Source organism: Neobacillus sp. CF12 (assembly GCF_030348765.1).
GTDB lineage: Bacteria > Bacillota > Bacilli > Bacillales > Cytobacillaceae > Neobacillus.
In genome coordinates this window covers 4,763,246-4,782,016 of record NZ_JAUCEU010000007.1, presented here as the reverse complement: position 1 = coordinate 4,782,016, position 18,771 = coordinate 4,763,246, and the positions used below count along the sequence as shown (strand labels likewise).

19 protein-coding genes and 1 other RNA gene are annotated in these 18,771 nt (G+C 37.6%); 7 read left to right on the top strand and 13 right to left on the bottom strand.

Going from position 1 to position 18,771, the window contains the following annotated elements:
• Window positions 1-9 precede the first annotated feature (9 nt).
• The 3 genes from QUG14_RS22670 to QUG14_RS22660 form a co-directional block, all read right to left on the bottom strand.
• Entirely contained in the window at window positions 10-978 is a 969-nt protein-coding gene (locus QUG14_RS22670; RefSeq protein ID WP_289342717.1) for a cation diffusion facilitator family transporter, read from the bottom strand.
• Between the two features lie 131 nt (window positions 979-1,109).
• Window positions 1,110-1,343 carry a hypothetical protein gene (locus QUG14_RS22665; RefSeq protein ID WP_289342716.1) on the bottom strand — a complete coding sequence of 78 codons (234 nt, stop codon included), beginning with the start codon at window positions 1,341-1,343 and terminating at the stop codon, window positions 1,110-1,112.
• 21 nt (window positions 1,344-1,364) lie between these two features.
• Window positions 1,365-2,366, bottom strand: coding sequence for an AI-2E family transporter (locus QUG14_RS22660; protein WP_289342715.1), 1,002 nt, complete (start codon window positions 2,364-2,366; stop codon window positions 1,365-1,367).
• 237 nt (window positions 2,367-2,603) lie between these two features.
• On the opposite strand from QUG14_RS22660, the gene QUG14_RS22655 reads away from it, so the two are divergent.
• The 3 genes from QUG14_RS22655 to QUG14_RS22645 all read left to right on the top strand — a co-directional run bounded on the left by QUG14_RS22655 (window position 2,604) and on the right by QUG14_RS22645 (window position 4,101).
• Window positions 2,604-2,822, top strand: a complete 219-nt coding sequence (locus QUG14_RS22655) for a hypothetical protein (RefSeq protein WP_095246705.1) — start codon at window positions 2,604-2,606, stop codon at window positions 2,820-2,822.
• Window positions 2,823-2,882: 60 nt separating this feature from the next.
• The gene (locus QUG14_RS22650) at window positions 2,883-3,512 is read left to right on the top strand and encodes a DUF2085 domain-containing protein (RefSeq protein ID WP_289342714.1); all 630 of its coding nucleotides are present in this window, start codon (window positions 2,883-2,885) and stop codon (window positions 3,510-3,512) included.
• A 124-nt stretch (window positions 3,513-3,636) separates the two neighbouring features.
• Window positions 3,637-4,101, top strand: coding sequence for a hypothetical protein (locus tag QUG14_RS22645; protein ID WP_289342713.1), 465 nt, complete (start codon window positions 3,637-3,639; stop codon window positions 4,099-4,101).
• Window positions 4,102-4,159: 58 nt separating this feature from the next.
• On the opposite strand, the gene QUG14_RS22640 is transcribed toward QUG14_RS22645, so the two are convergent.
• From QUG14_RS22640 to QUG14_RS22630, 3 genes are read right to left on the bottom strand one after another with little or no spacing between them, the layout of a single operon-like run.
• Window positions 4,160-4,516, bottom strand: coding sequence for a 2Fe-2S iron-sulfur cluster-binding protein (locus tag QUG14_RS22640; RefSeq protein WP_289342712.1), 357 nt, complete (start codon window positions 4,514-4,516; stop codon window positions 4,160-4,162).
• A complete protein-coding gene (locus QUG14_RS22635) occupies window positions 4,516-5,364 on the bottom strand; it encodes a family 1 encapsulin nanocompartment shell protein (RefSeq protein ID WP_289342711.1) in 849 nt (282 codons plus the stop codon). Before QUG14_RS22635 ends, QUG14_RS22640 begins: the two co-directional genes overlap by 1 nt.
• A gap of 19 nt (window positions 5,365-5,383) precedes the next feature.
• The gene (locus QUG14_RS22630) at window positions 5,384-5,956 is read right to left on the bottom strand and encodes an IMEF encapsulin system ferritin-like cargo protein (protein ID WP_289342710.1); all 573 of its coding nucleotides are present in this window, start codon (window positions 5,954-5,956) and stop codon (window positions 5,384-5,386) included.
• A 186-nt stretch (window positions 5,957-6,142) separates the two neighbouring features.
• Between QUG14_RS22630 and QUG14_RS22625 the strand changes: the two genes are divergently transcribed.
• Window positions 6,143-6,832: a spore coat protein gene (locus QUG14_RS22625; RefSeq protein WP_483310814.1), complete on the top strand. Its 690-nt coding sequence runs from the start codon at window positions 6,143-6,145 to the stop codon at window positions 6,830-6,832.
• 138 nt (window positions 6,833-6,970) lie between these two features.
• A complete protein-coding gene (locus QUG14_RS22620) occupies window positions 6,971-7,468 on the top strand; it encodes an LAGLIDADG family homing endonuclease (RefSeq protein WP_289342708.1) in 498 nt (165 codons plus the stop codon).
• A 243-nt stretch (window positions 7,469-7,711) separates the two neighbouring features.
• Here QUG14_RS22620 and ssrA read toward each other — a convergent pair.
• From ssrA to secG, 5 genes are all read right to left on the bottom strand, one after another.
• Window positions 7,712-8,047, bottom strand: a transfer-messenger RNA (tmRNA) gene (ssrA, locus tag QUG14_RS22615).
• A 154-nt stretch (window positions 8,048-8,201) separates the two neighbouring features.
• Entirely contained in the window at window positions 8,202-8,669 is a 468-nt protein-coding gene (gene smpB, locus QUG14_RS22610; protein ID WP_289342707.1) for an SsrA-binding protein SmpB, read from the bottom strand.
• Window positions 8,670-8,755: 86 nt separating this feature from the next.
• On the bottom strand, window positions 8,756-11,098 hold the full coding sequence (gene rnr, locus QUG14_RS22605) for a ribonuclease R (RefSeq protein WP_289342706.1): 2,343 nt from the start codon (window positions 11,096-11,098) through the stop codon (window positions 8,756-8,758).
• Between the two features lie 20 nt (window positions 11,099-11,118).
• Window positions 11,119-11,865, bottom strand: a complete 747-nt coding sequence (locus tag QUG14_RS22600) for an alpha/beta hydrolase (protein WP_289342705.1) — start codon at window positions 11,863-11,865, stop codon at window positions 11,119-11,121.
• 330 nt (window positions 11,866-12,195) lie between these two features.
• Window positions 12,196-12,429: a preprotein translocase subunit SecG gene (gene secG, locus QUG14_RS22595; RefSeq protein ID WP_289342704.1), complete on the bottom strand. Its 234-nt coding sequence runs from the start codon at window positions 12,427-12,429 to the stop codon at window positions 12,196-12,198.
• 237 nt (window positions 12,430-12,666) lie between these two features.
• Between secG and QUG14_RS22590 the strand changes: the two genes are divergently transcribed.
• Together QUG14_RS22590 and QUG14_RS22585 are read left to right on the top strand one after the other, a co-directional pair.
• Window positions 12,667-14,427: a hypothetical protein gene (locus tag QUG14_RS22590; protein ID WP_289342703.1), complete on the top strand. Its 1,761-nt coding sequence runs from the start codon at window positions 12,667-12,669 to the stop codon at window positions 14,425-14,427.
• A 142-nt stretch (window positions 14,428-14,569) separates the two neighbouring features.
• Window positions 14,570-15,682 (top strand): TPR domain-containing glycosyltransferase, encoded by a 1,113-nt coding sequence (locus tag QUG14_RS22585; RefSeq protein ID WP_289342702.1) that lies wholly within the window; start codon window positions 14,570-14,572, stop codon window positions 15,680-15,682.
• A 103-nt stretch (window positions 15,683-15,785) separates the two neighbouring features.
• Here QUG14_RS22585 and QUG14_RS22580 read toward each other — a convergent pair whose 3' ends face one another.
• Together QUG14_RS22580 and eno are read right to left on the bottom strand one after the other, a co-directional pair.
• Window positions 15,786-17,327 carry a glycosyltransferase gene (locus tag QUG14_RS22580; RefSeq protein WP_289342701.1) on the bottom strand — a complete coding sequence of 514 codons (1,542 nt, stop codon included), beginning with the start codon at window positions 17,325-17,327 and terminating at the stop codon, window positions 15,786-15,788.
• A 122-nt stretch (window positions 17,328-17,449) separates the two neighbouring features.
• On the bottom strand, window positions 17,450-18,748 hold the full coding sequence (eno, locus tag QUG14_RS22575) for a phosphopyruvate hydratase (protein ID WP_289342700.1): 1,299 nt from the start codon (window positions 18,746-18,748) through the stop codon (window positions 17,450-17,452).
• Window positions 18,749-18,771 lie beyond the last annotated feature (23 nt).

Below are 18,771 nucleotides of genomic sequence, written 5' to 3'. Positions count from 1 at the left end.
AGCCTATCTTTATTTTTCTGTTGTATCAGGTTTCCACGTCGAGACTCCATCTTCTTCATCAAACTCAATCGTGACATCAACAACGCCTTTTTCTGCCATGATTTTCTCCTGTAGACGGTCTTTAATATCATCTGCAGCTGCTATCGTGAGACTTGGGTCAATTTCAATTTCTAATTCCACATGTAAATCTTCCCCTTCTTTAATTACAGCAAGGTCTTGGATATCTTTAACATCTGGATCAGACATCACTAATTGACCAATTTTCTCTTCCATTTCCTCATCTGCCCTTCCAAGAACACCCGCAGCATTATCCAAAAAGACTCTTCCTACCACGAAGAACATCATTAAACCAATTAGGATGGAAGCTGCTCCCTCAATCCAAAGGACACCGGTAAAGTGGGATATGATGACAGCCAGTATTGCTAGTAATCCGCCGCTGGTCGCGACTAAATCTTCCATAAAAACTAACTTTGTGGCAGGCTTTGCTCTTCCTAGATGGGCAAAACTTCTAAAGATGACACTTAGACCACTTGCAGGTTCACCAACTTCATGCATGACTTCCTTCATTGCCTTATAAAGTACGTATATCTCTAGGATGAGGGCGAATGCCAGAACGCCCACATTAATTAAAAACCCTTCGGATTCAGCCGGATGAAGGATATGATGATACCCTTCCTGGATTGTCTCAAACGCCATAATCCCAACAATTAGTACTGCACCTAGTAATACTAAGTTAACCAATCGACCAAAGCCATTTGGAAAGCGTTCAGTTGGAGACTTCTTACTTAAGGCCGAACCGATAAACACGAAAAACTGGTTGGCGGCATCCCCTAGACTATGCATCGTTTCTGCAAACATGGCGACATTTCCAGTGTACATATATGCAACACCTTTGGCGATAGAAATAATGGTGTTAACGATTCCTGCAATCAAGGCAGATTTATTACCTTTTCTCAATAATCTAAATAATTCTCCCACTATACCCCTTCTTTCTCCTGCATTTTAGATATCTTTACTATTTTCTAAAAGAGCAACTTTCATGATTATAGCCGCCTTCCTATTGAGAGAATATTTCCCAAAAAAAAGCCTCCATTGCTGGAGGTTTAACTTTAAACATTTTTCAGCACTAATAATAATCGGTTATTTCTTGCATTTCTCTCTTCTTTTGAAGCTAAATCATATTTTTTCAATAGATGAAATACTTCATTTAATAGGTCTTGGGTATGTTCTTTTGTTATAAAATGCTCAAATAATGGCTTTACTTCAGCAGGAAGAAATGCAACTTGTGATTCGAATTTATTTTTAACATCTTCAATGGAATGATTCAATTTACATTCGCTCATCCTATCACCTTCAACTGTTTTTTATACTTTTTTATTGTCTGTTACTTCTAATACATCCAAGATGAAAACAAAAACGGGAATACCAATGATTAAGCCCCAAACCCCAAAGAAGTGTTCCGAGAAAATTAATACTAGGAATGTGTAGAAAACAGGTAAATTCGTTTTGGATGACATTAAGTTTGGATTTAATATATATGCTTCAATTGCGTGTATAATCATAATCGCGATAAAAACATAAAGGACTGTCATAACCCCGCCAATACTATAACCAATAATGACTAGTGGTATAAGCGAAATGATTACTCCGGCAACAGGGATCAAGCCCAAAAATAAGATCATAATGGACAGTCCGCCTAATTGCGGGAAACCAAAAATCCATAATGCAATCGTTGTTAGAATACAGTTAACCACCGCAATAATTATTTGTGCTTCAATTACCTTTCCGAATGTCCCCACAAACTTAGCCGAGAAAAATTCAATTTCTGCGTAAATAGAAGCAACCTTGCTTGTTTTAAACTTTTTCGTAAATTCAATTAGTCTTGGTTTTTCTAATAAGAAAAACAAGCTCATTAAAAGGGCGATAAGTATTTGCAAGCCAAATGTACTAATATCTGTGAAATAGGTGATTAAAAAGGTAAAACCTCTCTCTAAATAGCTTGAGATTTGAATTTCCTCAAGCCTCTCTACCAGATAATTTAATATGATATTGTCATGCTTAGAAGTATAGAAGGTCGTAATCTGCTTTATAAGAGCTGTTATTTCACCAATAATCATTGGTAAATATTTCACAAGACCATACGAGAGAAGACCTACAATGGTGGAATAGGATGCAACAACAAGTATTTTTCGATTAAGTGGTATTTTTCTGTTCAAGAAGATTACTAACCGGTCCATTAAAAAGGTGAAAATAAAGGTAAATAAAATCAAATTGATCATATCTTTTAGTCCATAAAGAACTAACGCGAGTAAGACAAAAATTAAAATTCTTTTAAAACCACTGCTTTTAATTAGATTATTTATCATATTATTTTACCAAACCCCATTTTTATGTCCTGAAGAACTATGTATTAAATTTATTATAACAAATAAGTGCCTAATTGTTACTTTTAAGACTGAATCTTTTAAAAAAAAGATTCACCCTAAAGGCCCAGGGAACATTAAAGAAATTTCTAGCAGCTAGACAGGCAAAATATCCTTCCCTCTCTCATACATATTCAAAGAGCACTGATTTATCTCGTTTCTAATTGGAGGGGATTGAAGTTGTCAGGAGGTCAGAAAGCACTCTTATACATTTTGTCTTTTTTCATACCTGTTGTTGGCATCATTTTAGGGATTGTTTGGATGAATGACCAAGATATAGATAAGAAAGCCGTCGGAAAAACTTGTTTAATTATTGGTATTGTTGCGATTGTCCTTAGCTGCATTTGCTGGTTTGCTGCTTCTGCACTTTCCATTATACCCGCATTTATGACGTACTAATTTCATGAGAAAAACCCAATTCTTTAGAGTGAATTGGGTTTTTTACTAGGAGTGATGGAGTTGTTGCATGAATTATTGCATTTTTTCGGAATGGCCATTTGTCATCAATTAGAAGAACGATCGCTCCAAGTGTCTGGAGAAGCACTTACAGTTTGTGCAAGAGATACAGGCATTTATATTGGTATCTTTTCAACACTAGCATATTTACATCTCACCAAACGCAGACAAAGGATTACAATTCCTTCTATTAAAATGAGTTTCTTACTCCTTTTATTTCTTATTCCATTAATGATAGATGGAATTGGTTCCTATGCACATCTATTTGAATCAAATAATCTTCGCAGATTAGGGACTGGAATCTCCTTTGGTTTTGTCCTGCCTTATTTTATCTATCCTCTTCTTATGAAAAATTCTCTAGAAGATGAAAGTGAACCCGTAGTAAAAGTAAGTAAGGATGTTTTCATTCCACTGTTGGTATGTGTTTTTTTAGGGGGTTTATTTTATATAGGACAACCATCTCATATTGTACTTGATAGCTTTATTATTGTAAGTGTCATCGGATGGTTTAGTCTTTTAGCATCCTTCCTATTTCCTTTCATTCGGAGAACAGGTGCAAAACTGTTTTTATCAATATCCCTAAGTTTATCTTTCCTTACACTTCTTTCGTTAGCACATAACTGGTTGCTGTAATAAATTCCCACCACCTAAATTCATTTTATCGTCAAAATTTGACCTTATATTCCATTGACAATGATTCTCATTATCTATAGAATTACCCATATAGACATCTTCGAAAAAAAGGGGGATCATCAATATGTATAACATGCTATTTGGGTTAAAGGATATTCACACGGTTATTGCAAATCAACGTAAAATTGGCGGTGCTGCAGAAGCTGATTCGATTCGCCTCGCTTCCGGTGAAATCTATCTAAACCCAGTGTTTACAAATGTTGATTTCTCAAAAGGCCAATATGTATCGGTTGGTTTTATTGATGAAGATGGGCAGAATATCATTGCCCATGTCGATCAAATTGGCGTGATAAAAGGGTTAGAACATAAATTAATCTGTCAGCTCAATAACACATATATTAAACAAATGCTAGTCAGGGATACTTTACAATACCTACAAAAACTATGTGAAGTTAACGCTGGATTTGTAACGAAAACATTTAAAAAAGAAGCACTAAGGCTTGTTCAAGATATTAGTGTAAATGAATTGAATAAACACAATATCTCACTTCCATTCCCAGTTGAAGATAAAATTGTGAAATTAGCATAAAAAAACGAGGTCCTGTATAGATGGGCCTCGTTTTTTTGTTCTTTTTGAATGGATTATTTCAAAGTATTTCAGCCTGACAAGCCAAGCGATACCCGTTTGTTAATTCATTCTTAAGCTTTTTCTGCTCCTGATCATTTGGGGCAGATAATCCCGTTCCTTTTAAAACTTTAACGGTACACTGTCCGCATGTTCCTTTGCGACATTTATAATTGATTTGCTTGCCTTGATCAAGGGCAGCATCCAATAGCTTTCCTTTTACCGGTTGAATCTCAATCTTACCGCCATTTTGCTCCACGATAATCACATCAGCCTTAGGTTTATGAGTCACTGTTGGTGTTGGTGTTGGAGCTTGTTGCTGTTTTACCATTATCCTTCCTGGGATCAGTGAACCAACAGTGAAAATGCGATTATTCATTAGTCTTCCATAGCTTCCAACGTACAGATGGCTGAAGGTCGCTTAATTCGCAAAACAACGGTTTCAAAAACACGGAAAGGATGATTCAACCCTTCTTCCCCTAAATAAGCTGTCTCAAAATCCTCTGAAACGGCCAAGTCTAAATTATTTTTCCCTGTATTGACCAATACACCCGATTTTCCTTTTAAAACAGGAGATTGGAATACCCCATCCGTAACCAATTCACGAATATGTTCTATTTCTAAAACATTGGTATCGCGGTGCACACGATGAATCAGTGAATATAACTGGGGTGAAAGCACAAGTGCAAATGGTCCATTATGATTCATCTCAAGCAGCTTATTTCTTGCATCAACGATATCTTGAAAAGCGTTGCCTGACTCATACCATTCACTAATCAATTGTGTGATTCTTCCCGGTACATTCATTAAACCAGGGATGTCAAACTCCCTTGCCCCATGGAAAATCATCTGGTCCTCCAGAATCGCAACGTCCCGAGCTGCATTTGCTGCTGCAGAAAAATCTATTGGAATATCCAAAACCTTTGCCTGCTCAAGATCACGCCAGTATAAAACGAAGTCTTTATATAGTAATGGTATGGTGTAATTCACCCGTTTACTTGACTCGATATCGGTATCAAAAGATCCTTGAAAATCCATTTTTGCTTCTAAATTTTCAGAAAAGATATCATTAAATATACTTTGGACACCCCTGCCTAGTGGACCGTATAACTCAATAAAGCGACGCCCGACCAATTGTCTTCGGGCTGCATCAATTACAGTTTGATCCAATTGGGTAAATTCCTGATTCGATAACGGAGAATCGGGGTATAATTGGGTTTTGTTCATTTGTCTTTCCTCTCTTTTCTTATATTAGGCTTCCTACCGTAAAACCTTTTTTCTGTTTTTTAGATGTTGTAAAATGGGTATCAATTGAATGTGAACCTGAACGGTCCAAATGATCATGATGCTCATCATGATGGGCGTGTGGATCCACATAATTCGTATCAAAACGACTGTTTATATCGAGCAGCATTTGCTTTACCTGTTGATAATCCTTATAGGATACTTCCCTTAAACCATTTAACAGGCTGCTTCGTTCTGGGTCGGTAAAACGAAAAAGCGCTAAATCCAGGTGTTCGACAAAGTTATGTAAACCAAACTTTTCAAGGTTAAGTTCTTGTAAAAGTCGATTAAATTCATTGTTGGCTGGCGAAAACTCTTTCTCATCTTTTACTTGTTGAAATTTGCTAATGAGCGGTATTAGGACAACTAATCGGGATAGACGCTGTTCTTCTTCCTCATAGATATGGTGATAATATAGTCTCTCATGTTCATCCTCAGCATTTTGGATTACCGGATCAAGCATATTCATAAATTTTTCAATTGCATCTTTAGTGGTGGTAAATATTTGATAAAAGATTTTTAATTCCTCTTGCACTCCGCGCGCACCTCCTATTACTCACTACCTGTCATTATTGACGTGTTTTGTTTTTCTAAAACCAAAATTGTAGAAAAACGCCCTCAAATTACAATCTTTTGAACATATTGGTGATATGAATAACTACGGTCAATTGATACATAATAACTATGGCTAATATTACTCAACTAGGAGGAGAAGTAAATGATGCAAAACCAGCAAGGACAACAAGGTCAGATGCACCAAAACATGCATACAGGTAATGTACCTCCACAACTAAATCATGGAGGACATGAGGTAATCGACTTAAATGAAGTATTAGGTGCAGCAATTGGTACACTGAATCAGTACATGTTATTGCGCCAACATGTAAAAGACCCTGAATTACTGGACATTCTTGACCGTCAGTATAAATTCATGCAGGATGAATACAACATCACTGTTGAATGTTTCAAATCTGGACAAAATCCTTCCCATCCAACTTCCAAATATATGATGAACCAAGGGAATGACTTCATCTATGGCATGAAGCCAACGCAGCCAAAGAAACCTTGGCAATCCGTATCTGAGATAAATGATGAATACATTTCAAGCTGTATGCTTGCTTCCTGTAAATCAGGTGCCTCGATGAAAACAATGGCAGCGCTAGAAACAACCAATCCCGTTGTTCGCCGTGTGCTTGCTGATTCGATTCCAAATTGCATAGAAATGGGTTATGAACTTTCTGTTTATCAAAATAAACACCATTACTATCAAGTTCCACAGCTTGCAGAGACAGACATGAATACTTACAGAAATTCTTTTGCCACAGCACAAGGTTCCACTATGGGACAAAATATGGGTCAAACACAAATGCCAACTAACAATATGAACATGAACAACAATATGCCGCATTAAAAATGAAAAAGCTATCCTTTCATTATGAAGGGATAGCTTTTTTTCGTTGAAATTTGAAGAGTTTGGAAATAAGTATTAAAATAGATATAGAACATATGTACTAGTAATTAAATAGAAAGAATATGAGGGTGAGTCATTATGGAGTGCTGGGAGGAAGCATATATTGCAGGAATCATTGATGGGGAAGGCTCTATTTCATTAAGTAGAATGCATACAAATGAACATCGACGTTCATGTATTTCAATCGCCTCAACAGATAAGGAGCTTTTACAGTTCATTCAACCTCTCTCCGGCGGAACAATCACAAATAAAAAGAATTATGATCCAGCACATCATAAGGATTCTTATACATTAACTATTAAGAAAAAAGAGGATGTTTTATCTTTACTTACTCATATCTCCCCATATCTAAGAGTAGAGAAAAAAAGAAAAAGGGCTCAATGGATTCTTATGGAATATGAAAAGGTAACACCTCGAAACGGAAAATATAATCCAAAATTATTAGAACAGAAACTCGCATTTGAAAATGGCTTTTTAACATATAAAAAAAGACCAGCATCAGCTGATCTTGTTATCCACCTTATGTATGGTGGAGACGGCGGGACGTGCGTTTCCATGCTTTCGTCATGGCACTGACTATATCTTGAACCTGTGTTACCCAGGTCCTTCGGCGTCTTATGCGAAATATAATTTTACCTAAAGGTAGGATTTCGCATCCTAGTACTACCATTTTCGAAATGGCAGCCTATAAGTCGATACACGGCTGTTGGATTACTCCACATACCGCTCGGCATTGCCTTATCGCCAGTTAAGCGACTTAGGTTTCACCGATAAAGCCGAATTTTCACTTATGTGTTACCACATAAGGCGACTAATAATTAATCGAACCCGCGTCCAAAGATATCGGCACTTAAGCTTCTACGAGTGTAGTCGACATATTGGCGCTTCGCTGATCCTTTTGCCTATCGACAGGCGGCCGGTCAGCTAGTCTGGTTGTTCTCTTCCTTCGCCCTCAGACGGTGGACTCCGGCGTAGCCTACTTAGAGTGAGTCCGCTACCCTACCACATAGGCGATGGAGGGGCGAACAGCTATGCAGTATTAAGCTGCGAAAGCTAGGTTGTTGTTAGTTTTGCCAGTTATAGGCGTTGACGTTTTAACGAGGCCGATCCCCTCGACTCGCAACCCAAGCTCGAACTACCCCTGTCGAATCCTTAGCGCCCCCATTATAAAATGTGCTCAAAATCTAATGAAAGATTTTAGCAAGCGTTAGGATGCTCAACAATAGTTTGAGCAAAAGTTTCTCATCGCTTCTTAGCGACAAACTTATTATAACACACTGAGCGTCTTTTTCAATTGTAAATTTTTGTATTACATTTTTTGACGCTCACGGAAGGCGCGCTCAACATCTCGCTTAGCTTCTTTTTGCTTTAAAACTTCACGCTTATCATAGTTCTTTTTACCTTTTGCTAATCCTAATAACACCTTAGCAAAACCGTTTTTCAAATAAATTTTTAAAGGAATTAGCGCATAACCTGCTTCTCTAGTTTCTCCAAAAAGCTTATTAATTTCTCGTTTATGGAGCAAAAGCTTTCTTTGTCTTAGTGGATCATGATTAAAGCGATTTCCTTGCTCATATGGGCTGACGTGCATGTTTAATAGATGCATTTCACCATTCTGGATTCTTGCATAGGAATCCTTTAAATTCACTTTTCCTGCGCGAATAGATTTAATTTCAGTCCCTTGAAGAACAATTCCGGCTTCGTATGTTTCTTCTATATAGTAATCATGATAAGCCTTTTTATTTTGCGCAACTACTTTCCCTACACCTTTTGGCATGTCTCTCACCTCGTTATGGATTCATTTTAGCAGAAAACCGAATTCATAACAATTGAAAGAGGACCTTGTAAAGGTCCCCTCCAAAATTACCTTTTCTTATTTTTGCGCTTGGTGCTTTTATTTTTCGGTACATTATCGTAAAACTTCTTTTTCTTTCTCGCTCCTGAGCCCTGTCCAGCACCTTCAGTCTTTTGACCTCCACGGCCACCTGTATTATTGCGGCGAGGTTTTTTCGTATCACTGCCAGTTTTAAATACCCTTGTATTCTCAGTTCGCTCGCGGCGAGTCCCTTTCATACCGACGACCTCAAAATCAATTGAACGTTCGTCTTTATTGACCTTTACCACTCTAACGGTAATTTCATCACCGATTCGGAATACATTACCTGTCCGCTCGCCAATCATTGCAAAATGACGTTCATCAAAGCGATAGTAATCATCCGTCAAATAGCTGACATGAACGAGACCTTCGATAGTATTTGGAAGCTCGACAAACATTCCAAAATTGGTAACTGAGCTTATAATACCGTCATACTCTTCACCAATCTTATCTTCCATGTATTCAGCTTTCTTTAGTTCATCCGTTTCACGTTCTGCGTCAACTGCCCGGCGCTCCATTTTGGATGAATGCTGAGCAATTTCAGGTAATCTCGCATTCCATTTTTCCCTTGTCGTTTCATCAAGCTTTCCTTCGATTAAATACGTCCGAATCAAACGATGAACGATGGTATCAGGGTACCGTCTGATTGGCGAGGTGAAATGAGTATAAAACTCTGTTGATAAGCCAAAGTGTCCCAGACTCTCTGGGTCGTATTTCGCCTGTTGCATAGAACGAAGCATAACGGTAGAAATAACCATCTCTTCCGGTTTTCCTTGAACTTCCTCAATAATTTCCTGAAGGGCTCTTGGATGTACATCATTGGCTGTGCCTTTAACAATGTAGCCAAAGTTTGTGATAAACTCAAAAAATCTTCTTAGCTTATCTTCCTTTGGATCTTCGTGGATACGGTAAATAAACGGTACTTCCATCCAGTGGAAATGCTCCGCAACCGTTTCATTGGCCGCCAGCATAAATTCTTCAATCAGTCGTTCTGCAACTGATCGCTCACGAAGAACAACATCTGTTGGTTTACTATCCTCATCTACCAATACCTTTGATTCTTTAAAATCGAAATCAATGGCGCCACGCTTCATTCTCTTCTCGCGCAAGATTTGGGCGAGTTCCTCCATTTGTTCAAACATCGGAACAAGAGATTCATACCTCGAACGTGTTTCCTCATCTTTATCAACCAATATTTTATTTACGTCAAAATAGGTCATTCTCTCAGTAGTCTTGATGACACTTTGGAAAATCTCATGTTTAACTACTTGACCTTCCGGATTAATTTCCATATCACATGATAACACCAGGCGGTCAACACGTGGATTCAATGAGCAAATTCCATTCGATAATCGATGTGGAATCATCGGAATTACCCTGTCAACTAAGTAGACACTTGTTGCCCGCTCTTCTGCCTCTAAGTCAATTGGCGTACCTTCTTTTACATAATAGCTTACATCAGCAATATGTACCCCAAGCTTATAGTTGCCATTCTCAAGCTTTTTCACGGTAACAGCATCATCCAGGTCTTTCGCGTCAGCTCCATCAATCGTAACAATCGTCTCATTCCGTAAATCGCGGCGGTTCGCTAGTTCACTTTCATCAATCGTATCCGGTGTCTCATTAGCCTGCTTTAATACTTCGTCTGGAAATGCCATCGGCAAACCATGTTTATGAATAACCGATAATATATCCACACCGGGGTCATTTTTATGTCCAAGAACTGTAATGACTTCACCTTCAGCACTTTTCCTGCCTTCTGGATAGGTGGTTAATTTGACGACAACCTTATGACCTTCGACCGCACCCTTAGATGCTGACTTTGGGATAAAAACATCACTTGCAAATTTTTTGTCATCAGGTATTACAAAACCAAAGCTCTTGCTTTCCACATATGTACCAACAATTTGCTGGACTCCCCGCTCTAGAATGCGAATAATGCTGCCTTCTCTGCGCTGACCCGAGCTTTCTGAAGAAATACGTGCAAGTACGGTATCTCCATGCATCGCCGTGTTGGTTTCATTTGGCGGGATAAAAATATCGTCCATCCCTGGCTCATCTGGTATTACGAAAGCAAACCCTTTCGCGTGGCCTGTTAATTTCCCGCGAATTAGGTTCATTTTTTGCGGTAAGCCATAGCGGTTGCTGCGAGTACGAACTACTAATCCTTTTTCTTCCATTTGAACGAGTGCTTTAACAAATTCTTTAAAATCACTCGAATCTGAAATGCCAAATGCCTCTTCCAGTTCCTGGACGGTTAAAGGTTTGTAAGCCTCATCTCTCATGTATTGTAATAGTTTATCAACGTGCAGTTGAATATTATCTTCCAATAAAATCCCTCCTCAAAGGATTAATTCTTCCAATCTAATTTTTCTAAAAAGGTGTAAATATCTTCATGAAGCTGGTCCCGTTCTTTATCCAACGTAATGACATGCCCTGATTCTTCATACCATTTAATTTCCTTTACAACGGACTCTACTTCATTGTAAATAATGTTTGCACTTTCTGTGTTTATCATTTTGTCATGACGCGCTTGAACGACAAAGGTGGGAGCATAAATCATATCCACATGGTTACGGACGTCAGAAATTAATGATTGAAGTTCCTTTAAAGTGTTCATCGGTGTTTTCGCAAACTCATTCATTTCTATTTCGACTTGCTCTTCGGATTTCCCTTCACGTACCTTATATTCACGGGCATATTCGAGAATTCCTTGATACATTACATCTTCACTTTTTATATACATAGGTGCACACATTGGAAAAATACCTTTTATAGGTACAGTGTAACCCAATTTCAACGAAAATACGCCGCCAAGGGATAGTCCCCCGACTGCAATTTCTTCATGACCTTGATTCTTTAAAAAATTGTAGCCATTTATAACGTCCTGCCACCAATCACTAGGACCAGTATGTACAAGTTCCTCAGGTGGAACACCATGTCCTTTGTAGTGCGGTGCATGGCAGGTATATCCCCTTTTTTCTAAGTAGCGTCCTAACATCCGGACATCAGCCGAATTACCAGTAAATCCGTGAAGCAAAAGAACGGCCCGTTTTCCTCCCTTAAAGGTAAAGGGCTTCGGTGTAGCAATTTTCATAGTAAAAACTCCTTTTATTCAAGGCTGTGTTAAAAGATAATGTTGGGTTTAAGAACCTGTTGATTGGAGCGGAAGGCGCTTGACTCCTGCGGGATTTACGAGCACCCTGAGACCCCGCAGGTCGGGAACGACCGAGGAGGCTCACGGGCGAGCCCGCGGAAAGCATAGCGCCTAGAGCACAAATCAACAGTCTAGTTTAATACAGCCTTATTCAAAAAAAATCCATTATCTTAGTTTAAGCAAACAAAAGGCTAACATTCCAGAAATAAGCCTTCATTTTTGTGAAATAAAAAAAACCTGACAATTTGCCAGGTTTTTGAGCATTCTTTATTAAACTTCGAAGTATGCAACTAAGACTGCAAGGATAATGAAAAGAACTGCTAATACAACGGTAATACGATGTAGAATCAAATCAAGTCCACGTGCTTTTTGCTTACCGAATAATGTCTCAGCACCACCTGAAATGGCACCTGATAGTCCAGCACTTTTACCTGATTGTAATAAAACAACAAGAATAAGTCCAATACTTACGATTACTAATAATGTAACAACGAATGCATGCATGTAAGCCACCTCCTGTAGTTCGTACATTTCACAGTATTTTTAATTTACCATATTATTTACCTTTTAACAATACAAGTATTGTGTCAGCTTTTGGGAAATTACCTAGAATTGTTTGTTACAAGGAAACCCACTATCTGATAATCCATACATATTTGTTGTAAATTGGTACAAACTCCTATGCTTCAACCTTTTTATTGCATAGTATGTTTTGAACTAGCATGCAAGGAGAGTGGAAAAATGGGATTAAGACCTATTGATTGCAGTGATCTTATAATAAAAATAATAAAACTATTAAAAGATCCGAACTTTGGTCTTGAAGAGATCAAGTCCGAAATCAGACATATTGAAAGCCTTTTAGAAAGTCCATCGTTTGGTCTTGAGGAAATCAAGTTTGAAATCAGACACATAGAAAGCTTGTTAGAGAACCCCTCTTTCGGTTTAGAGGAAATCAAATCTGAAGTGGCCAACATTGAAAACATTTTATCGAATATTTCTTTTGGCGATGTTACCAACATTATTAGTATCCTAACCAATCCTTCTTTCGGTTTACCGGAGATCAAATCTGAAGTTGCTGCCATTGAAAGTGCCATCTTCAATCCTTCATTTGGCCTAGCCGAAATTAAGTCTGAAGTCGCCAACATTGAAAGTATTTTAACAAATGTTTCCTTTGGCGATATTACCAACATTGTAAGTATCCTAACGAATCCTTCTTTCGGTTTACCGGAGATCAAATCTGAAGTTGCTGCCATTGAAAGTGCTATCTTCAACCCTTCATTTGGCCTTGCCGAAATTAAGTCTGAAGTCGCCAACATTGAAAGTATTTTAACGAATGTTTCCTTTGGCGATATTACCAACATCATTAGTATCCTAACCAATCCTTCTTTCGGTTTACCGGAGATCAAATCCGAAGTTGCGGCTATTGAGAGTGCGATCTTTAACCCATCGTTTGGTTTAGCGGAAATTAAATCTGAAGTCGCTAATATAGAAAGTATTCTATCCAATGTTTCATTTGGTGACATTACGAACATCATTAGCATCTTAACAAATCCGTCTTTTGGATTACCGGAGATCAAATCAGAAGTCGCGGCCATTGAAAGTGCCATCTTCAATCCTTCATTTGGATTAGCCGAAATCAAATCAGAGGTCGCGGCCATTGAAAGTGCCATCTTCAACCCTTCGTTTGGCTTAGCCGAAATTAAATCTGAAGTTGTTGCCATTGAAAGTGCCATCTTCAACCCTTCGTTTGGCTTAGCTGAAATCAAATCTGAAGTCGCAGCCATTGAAAGTGCCATCTTCAACCCTTCGTTCGGTTTAGCTGAAATCAAATCAGAGGTCGCGGCCATTGAAAGTGCCATCTTCAACCCTTCGTTTGGCTTAGCAGAAATCAAATCTGAAGTCGCAGCCATTGAAAGTGCCATTTTCAACCCTTCGTTCGGTTTAGCTGAAATCAAATCAGAGGTCGCGGCCATTGAAAGTGCCATTTTTAACCCTTCGTTCGGTTTAGCTGAAATCAAATCAGAGGTCGCGGCCATTGAAAGTGCCATTTTCAGCCCTTCATTTGGCTTAGAAGAAATAAAAACTGAGGTACGTCAGATTATTAGTGAATTGGGAATTGGTATTAATAATTATACCACTGGTCCGTTTTTAACTTCTGGTGGAAATGAGCTCCTGATGAAGATTTTAAATAATACAACAACTCCAAAAACTGTTACTGTAAGAGTTTTTGAATTTGTTGCTGGTCAAAGAGTATGTAGGGGACAAAATACAATTTCTATCCCGGGGTGCTCTATCAGAGATTTACAAACTAATAACGTTGTTGGTAATAATGAGAATTGGGAAGTCCAATTTATAGGCCTATTACCTGGAATGTATGGATATGCCTCTCAGAGCCAGACGGCAGAAACAACCTTCTACCATAGTGATCTCGTACCACTGTTAGGCGATTGCGTACCACCTATCACTGGTTGTCCTACGCTCAGTATAGTGACTTTTATGTAAGAATAATTGAAAAATCCAATATCATTCTAAAAATATAACTTGCATTTATAAGTGCTCATCCGCCATGGATGGGCACTTGTTATAACACGAAATGATTTTTTGAGTAAAAATATATAAAAGAATAATAAATGAGGTGGTACTTTTGATAGGCATTAGTTTGTGCATGATCGTCAAAAACGAGGAAAAAATGCTAGGGGCCTGTTTAGAAAGTGTCAAAGACCTAGTTGATGAGATTATCATTGTTGATACAGGTTCTCATGACACAACAAAAGAAATTGCTAGAAAATATACGGACTTAATTTATGACTTTGAATGGGTCGCAGATTTTGCCGCAGCTAGAAACTTTGCTTTTTCAAAAGGAACGAAAGAATATTTAATGTGGTTAGATGCAGACGATCTGCTCTTGCCTGAAGATCGAAAAAAGTTTTTAGAATTGAAGCACTCACTCAATCCAGATGTGGATGTAGTTATCACAAATTATAATCTGGGCGTTGATGATACAGGTTTGCCGAAAGTACAATTTAAACGTGAACGACTTATCAAGAGAAGCCGGAATTATAAATGGGTAGAACCTGTCCACGAATATGTCCAATTTAGCTACAATCATAACGTTCAGTACTCCGACATCGCCATTACTCACGGGCAAAGAGATAACAGAGTAACCGATCGCAATTTAAAAATTATTGAAAACACGTTGAAGAAGAATGGAGTTTTAAATTCCAGGCAACTTTACTATTATGGACGAGAGCTCACTTCCAATAATAGGTATAAAGAAGCTGTAGATGCCTTTAATGAGTTTTTCATAAAAGATAAGGAAAATTCCCACGCTTTTTACTTAACTGCCTTTCAAGACCTTTATCATTGCTACAAGGAATTAAATGATTATGAAAATGCGCTAAAATCCCTTCTAAGAAGCTTTGAATATATTCCTCCAAGAGCTGAAATTATCTGCAAGATTGCTTATTTTTTTAAAGAGCAAGGAAAAATAGACAATGCCATTTACTGGTTCCATTTGGCTCTAAACCTAAAAAAACCAAAAGAATATCTTGGATACATTTCAGAAGACCTTTGGGGATTCATACCTGCAACAGAACTTTCCACTATGTATTTATCACAAGGCAACATTAAGGAAGCACTATATTATTTAAAGAAAGCCTCACAACTTAAGCCCTCCCATCCTATCCTTCCAAAATTATTAACCTATATAAAATATAAAATCAGTCAACATCCGGAGGATGATGCACTAACTGAATGAAGTAACAATTTTATAAAAAACATGCCAAAGGCACTAATGTAAAAATGACTCCGGCATTCAAACCGGAGTCCATATTATTTCCCTGCTGTATTACATAGAACGCTTAATCTTCCCATTTAACCAAGTTAGGCTCTTTATCAAGTATGGACAAAGTCTGTTCTTTCGACCCATATTTAAATTCCGGGTCCAGTTCCAAATAACGTTTATATTTTGCTTCTCTCCTTGACTGATTAGCCCAGCCAAAGTGCTTTAATCTGATAGATGACATAGTATACGGTTTTAATAGTATATTTCGCGGAAATCTTCCGCAATGCTGCGCTAGTTCATTCCACTTGTAAGGAAAATCTTTTTGGTATCTCACCAAGAAAGGACGATAGGTTTTATGTGCACACCATAATTCGTCATCACGATAATGTTCCATATCCCAAAAATCATATAAGCGGAAACATAGTACATCAAATTGAGTTTGGTTAATCATTGTTCTTACATTCGTTCGAAATTGCTCTTCAAACATTTCATCAGCATCTAAATTCAAAATCCAATCAGGATTTGTTTTAATGGTTTCTAGCCATTGCTGTTTTCGAAGTTCTACTTCGTTGGAAAATTTCGAAATATCATTTTTTATTAGATGAACAGGAATACCTTCGAGTGTCTCTAGACATATCTCAACTGTATTATCAGTACTGCCATCATCAATGATAACGGCCTCATCAATGTACCGCCTATGTTCGCATAATACCTTTTTTAAATAATTATTTGCTTCATTTTTAACAACCATTGAGAGCGTTAGTTTATTATTAGAACTTTTAAAATTTCTAATATAAGTCCTTCTTGAAGATTGAGATATCACTGACTCAAAAAAAGCAGGGATACGGTTAATATCCGACTCTCTATAAATATGAAAGGCAGGATAATGAGTATCAACATGAAGATCTAATCCCAAGGCAATGGCCCTTATACAAAAATGCCGATCTTCTCCCGCAAAAGATAGATTTTTAATTCTACTAAAATTCGCTCCTTTTTGGAGGGCATGTTTGGATATCAATGTACAAGCACCTAACCCTCCTACTTCATAAACACCAGGATACTTTAGTTTACTAAGGAAGTTGGTTATGGATTTGTTAATATCGACCGACGTTTTCTCTGTTTCTTTATAATAAAAGCTATATTCGTCCTGTAACCAAACCTGTGGTAATTCCATTCCAATTCCTTTAAAATCTGTCCAAAATATTTCCGAAATAATATCTTTTTTCGTACTTATCAATTGTTGAAGTGTTTTAGGATGTAATAAAATATCCGAATCAATAAAAAATAGATAATCATAATTATTTTTCAACGCAAACTCGATGATTTGATTTTTATATTCTGCAACCTTCCATACTAAATTACTATTCCATATGTGTGTCCCTTTTTCATCACTCATAAATAGATTTCTGGAGTTAGAAGGAATAATTGTAACACCTTCGTGTTCTTCAGAGAATTGACTCAGTAAGGCCGTTGATTCAGGTTCTATATTATCGTCTACAAAGAAGTAATTAACTTCTAAACCGTCTGACTCTATATTAGGTAAATACTTTAAAAACTCTTTTAGGATATTTGGTTTTCGATGGATTGGACTCCCGATTAAAATTCGACAATCGCCCACAAATACACCCCCAATTATTTACTTTTCTATCCTATTCTTTAGATACTTTCATGAAGGTTGTCTCCAGCTATGCAAAACAAAAAAAGGCACTCATTCGTCAATGAGTGCCTTTGCTTAGTTGATTATTTTCTTAAGTTATAGAAAGATTTTAATCCGTTGTATTGTGCTGTTTCACCTAATTGGTCTTCAATACGTAGTAACTGGTTGTATTTTGCAACACGGTCTGTACGTGAAGGAGCACCTGTTTTGATTTGACCAGCATTTGTAGCAACAGCGATATCAGCAATTGTGTTATCTTCTGTTTCACCAGAACGGTGAGAAATAACAGCTGTATAACCTGCACGCTTCGCCATTTCAATCGCATCAAAAGTTTCAGTCAAAGTACCGATTTGGTTAACTTTGATTAGGATTGAGTTACCGATACCATTTGTGATTCCTTCAGAAAGTTTCTTAGTATTTGTAACAAATAAATCGTCACCAACTAATTGAACTCTGTTTCCAATACGTTCAGTTAGAAGCTTGTGACCTTCCCAATCGTTTTCATCTAAACCATCTTCAATGGAGATAATTGGATATTTGTTAGAAAGCTCTTCATACCAATCAACCATTTCAGCTGAAGTTTTAACAACACCTTCACCTGCTAAGTGATATTTTCCATCTTCTTTGTTATAGAACTCAGAAGATGCAGCGTCCATTGCCAAGAATACTTCTTCACCAGGCTTGTAACCAGCTTTTTCAATTGCTTGAACAATTGTTTGAAGTGCTTCTTCGTTTGAGCCAAGATTTGGAGCAAATCCACCTTCATCTCCAACTGCTGTGTTAAGACCTTTTTCTTTAAGAACTGATTTTAAGCTGTGGAAAATTTCTGTACCCATACGAAGTGCTTCTCTGAAGTTAGGAGCTCCTACAGGCATAACCATGAATTCTTGAATATCTACGTTATTATCAGCATGCTCTCCACCATTTACAATGTTCATCATTGGAACTGGAAGTTGCTTTGCATTGAATCCACCAAGATATTGATATAAAGGAACACCTAAATAGTCTGCAGCAGCATGAGCTACGGCCATCGAAACACCTAGGATTGCATTTGCACCTAATTTACCTTTGTTTTCAGTACCATCAAGCTCAATAAGAGCATGGTCAACAGAAACTTGATCTAATACACTAAATTCTTCGCCAACAAGGTGTGGAGCAATAATTTCGTTAACGTTATCAACTGCTTTTAATACACCTTTACCAAGGTAACGTTCTTTATCCCCATCACGAAGTTCTACTGCTTCGTATTCACCAGTAGAAGCACCACTTGGAACTAATGCACGTCCAAAAGCACCTGATTCTGTAGTTACTTCTACTTCAACTGTTGGGTTACCGCGGGAATCTAGTACTTCACGAGCGTATACATCTAAAATAATTGGCATTTTATTCTCTCCTTTTAATGTGA

Excerpts from the sequence above, each read along its gene's own strand:
- QUG14_RS22665 (WP_289342716.1), bottom strand. The coding sequence starts at position 1,343 with ATGAGCGAATGTAAATTGAATCATTCCATTGAAGATGTTAAAAATAAA.
- QUG14_RS22660 (WP_289342715.1), bottom strand. The coding sequence starts at position 2,366 with ATGATAAATAATCTAATTAAAAGCAGTGGTTTTAAAAGAATTTTAATT.
- QUG14_RS22645 (WP_289342713.1), top strand. The coding sequence starts at position 3,637 with ATGTATAACATGCTATTTGGGTTAAAGGATATTCACACGGTTATTGCA.
- QUG14_RS22640 (WP_289342712.1), bottom strand. The coding sequence starts at position 4,516 with ATGAATAATCGCATTTTCACTGTTGGTTCACTGATCCCAGGAAGGATA.
- QUG14_RS22635 (WP_289342711.1), bottom strand. The coding sequence starts at position 5,364 with ATGAACAAAACCCAATTATACCCCGATTCTCCGTTATCGAATCAGGAA.
- QUG14_RS22625 (WP_483310814.1), top strand. The coding sequence starts at position 6,143 with ATGCAAAACCAGCAAGGACAACAAGGTCAGATGCACCAAAACATGCAT.
- QUG14_RS22620 (WP_289342708.1), top strand. The coding sequence starts at position 6,971 with ATGGAGTGCTGGGAGGAAGCATATATTGCAGGAATCATTGATGGGGAA.
- smpB (WP_289342707.1), bottom strand. The coding sequence starts at position 8,669 with ATGCCAAAAGGTGTAGGGAAAGTAGTTGCGCAAAATAAAAAGGCTTAT.
- QUG14_RS22600 (WP_289342705.1), bottom strand. The coding sequence starts at position 11,865 with ATGAAAATTGCTACACCGAAGCCCTTTACCTTTAAGGGAGGAAAACGG.
- secG (WP_289342704.1), bottom strand. The coding sequence starts at position 12,429 with ATGCATGCATTCGTTGTTACATTATTAGTAATCGTAAGTATTGGACTT.
- QUG14_RS22590 (WP_289342703.1), top strand. The coding sequence starts at position 12,667 with ATGGGATTAAGACCTATTGATTGCAGTGATCTTATAATAAAAATAATA.
- eno (WP_289342700.1), bottom strand. The coding sequence starts at position 18,748 with ATGCCAATTATTTTAGATGTATACGCTCGTGAAGTACTAGATTCCCGC.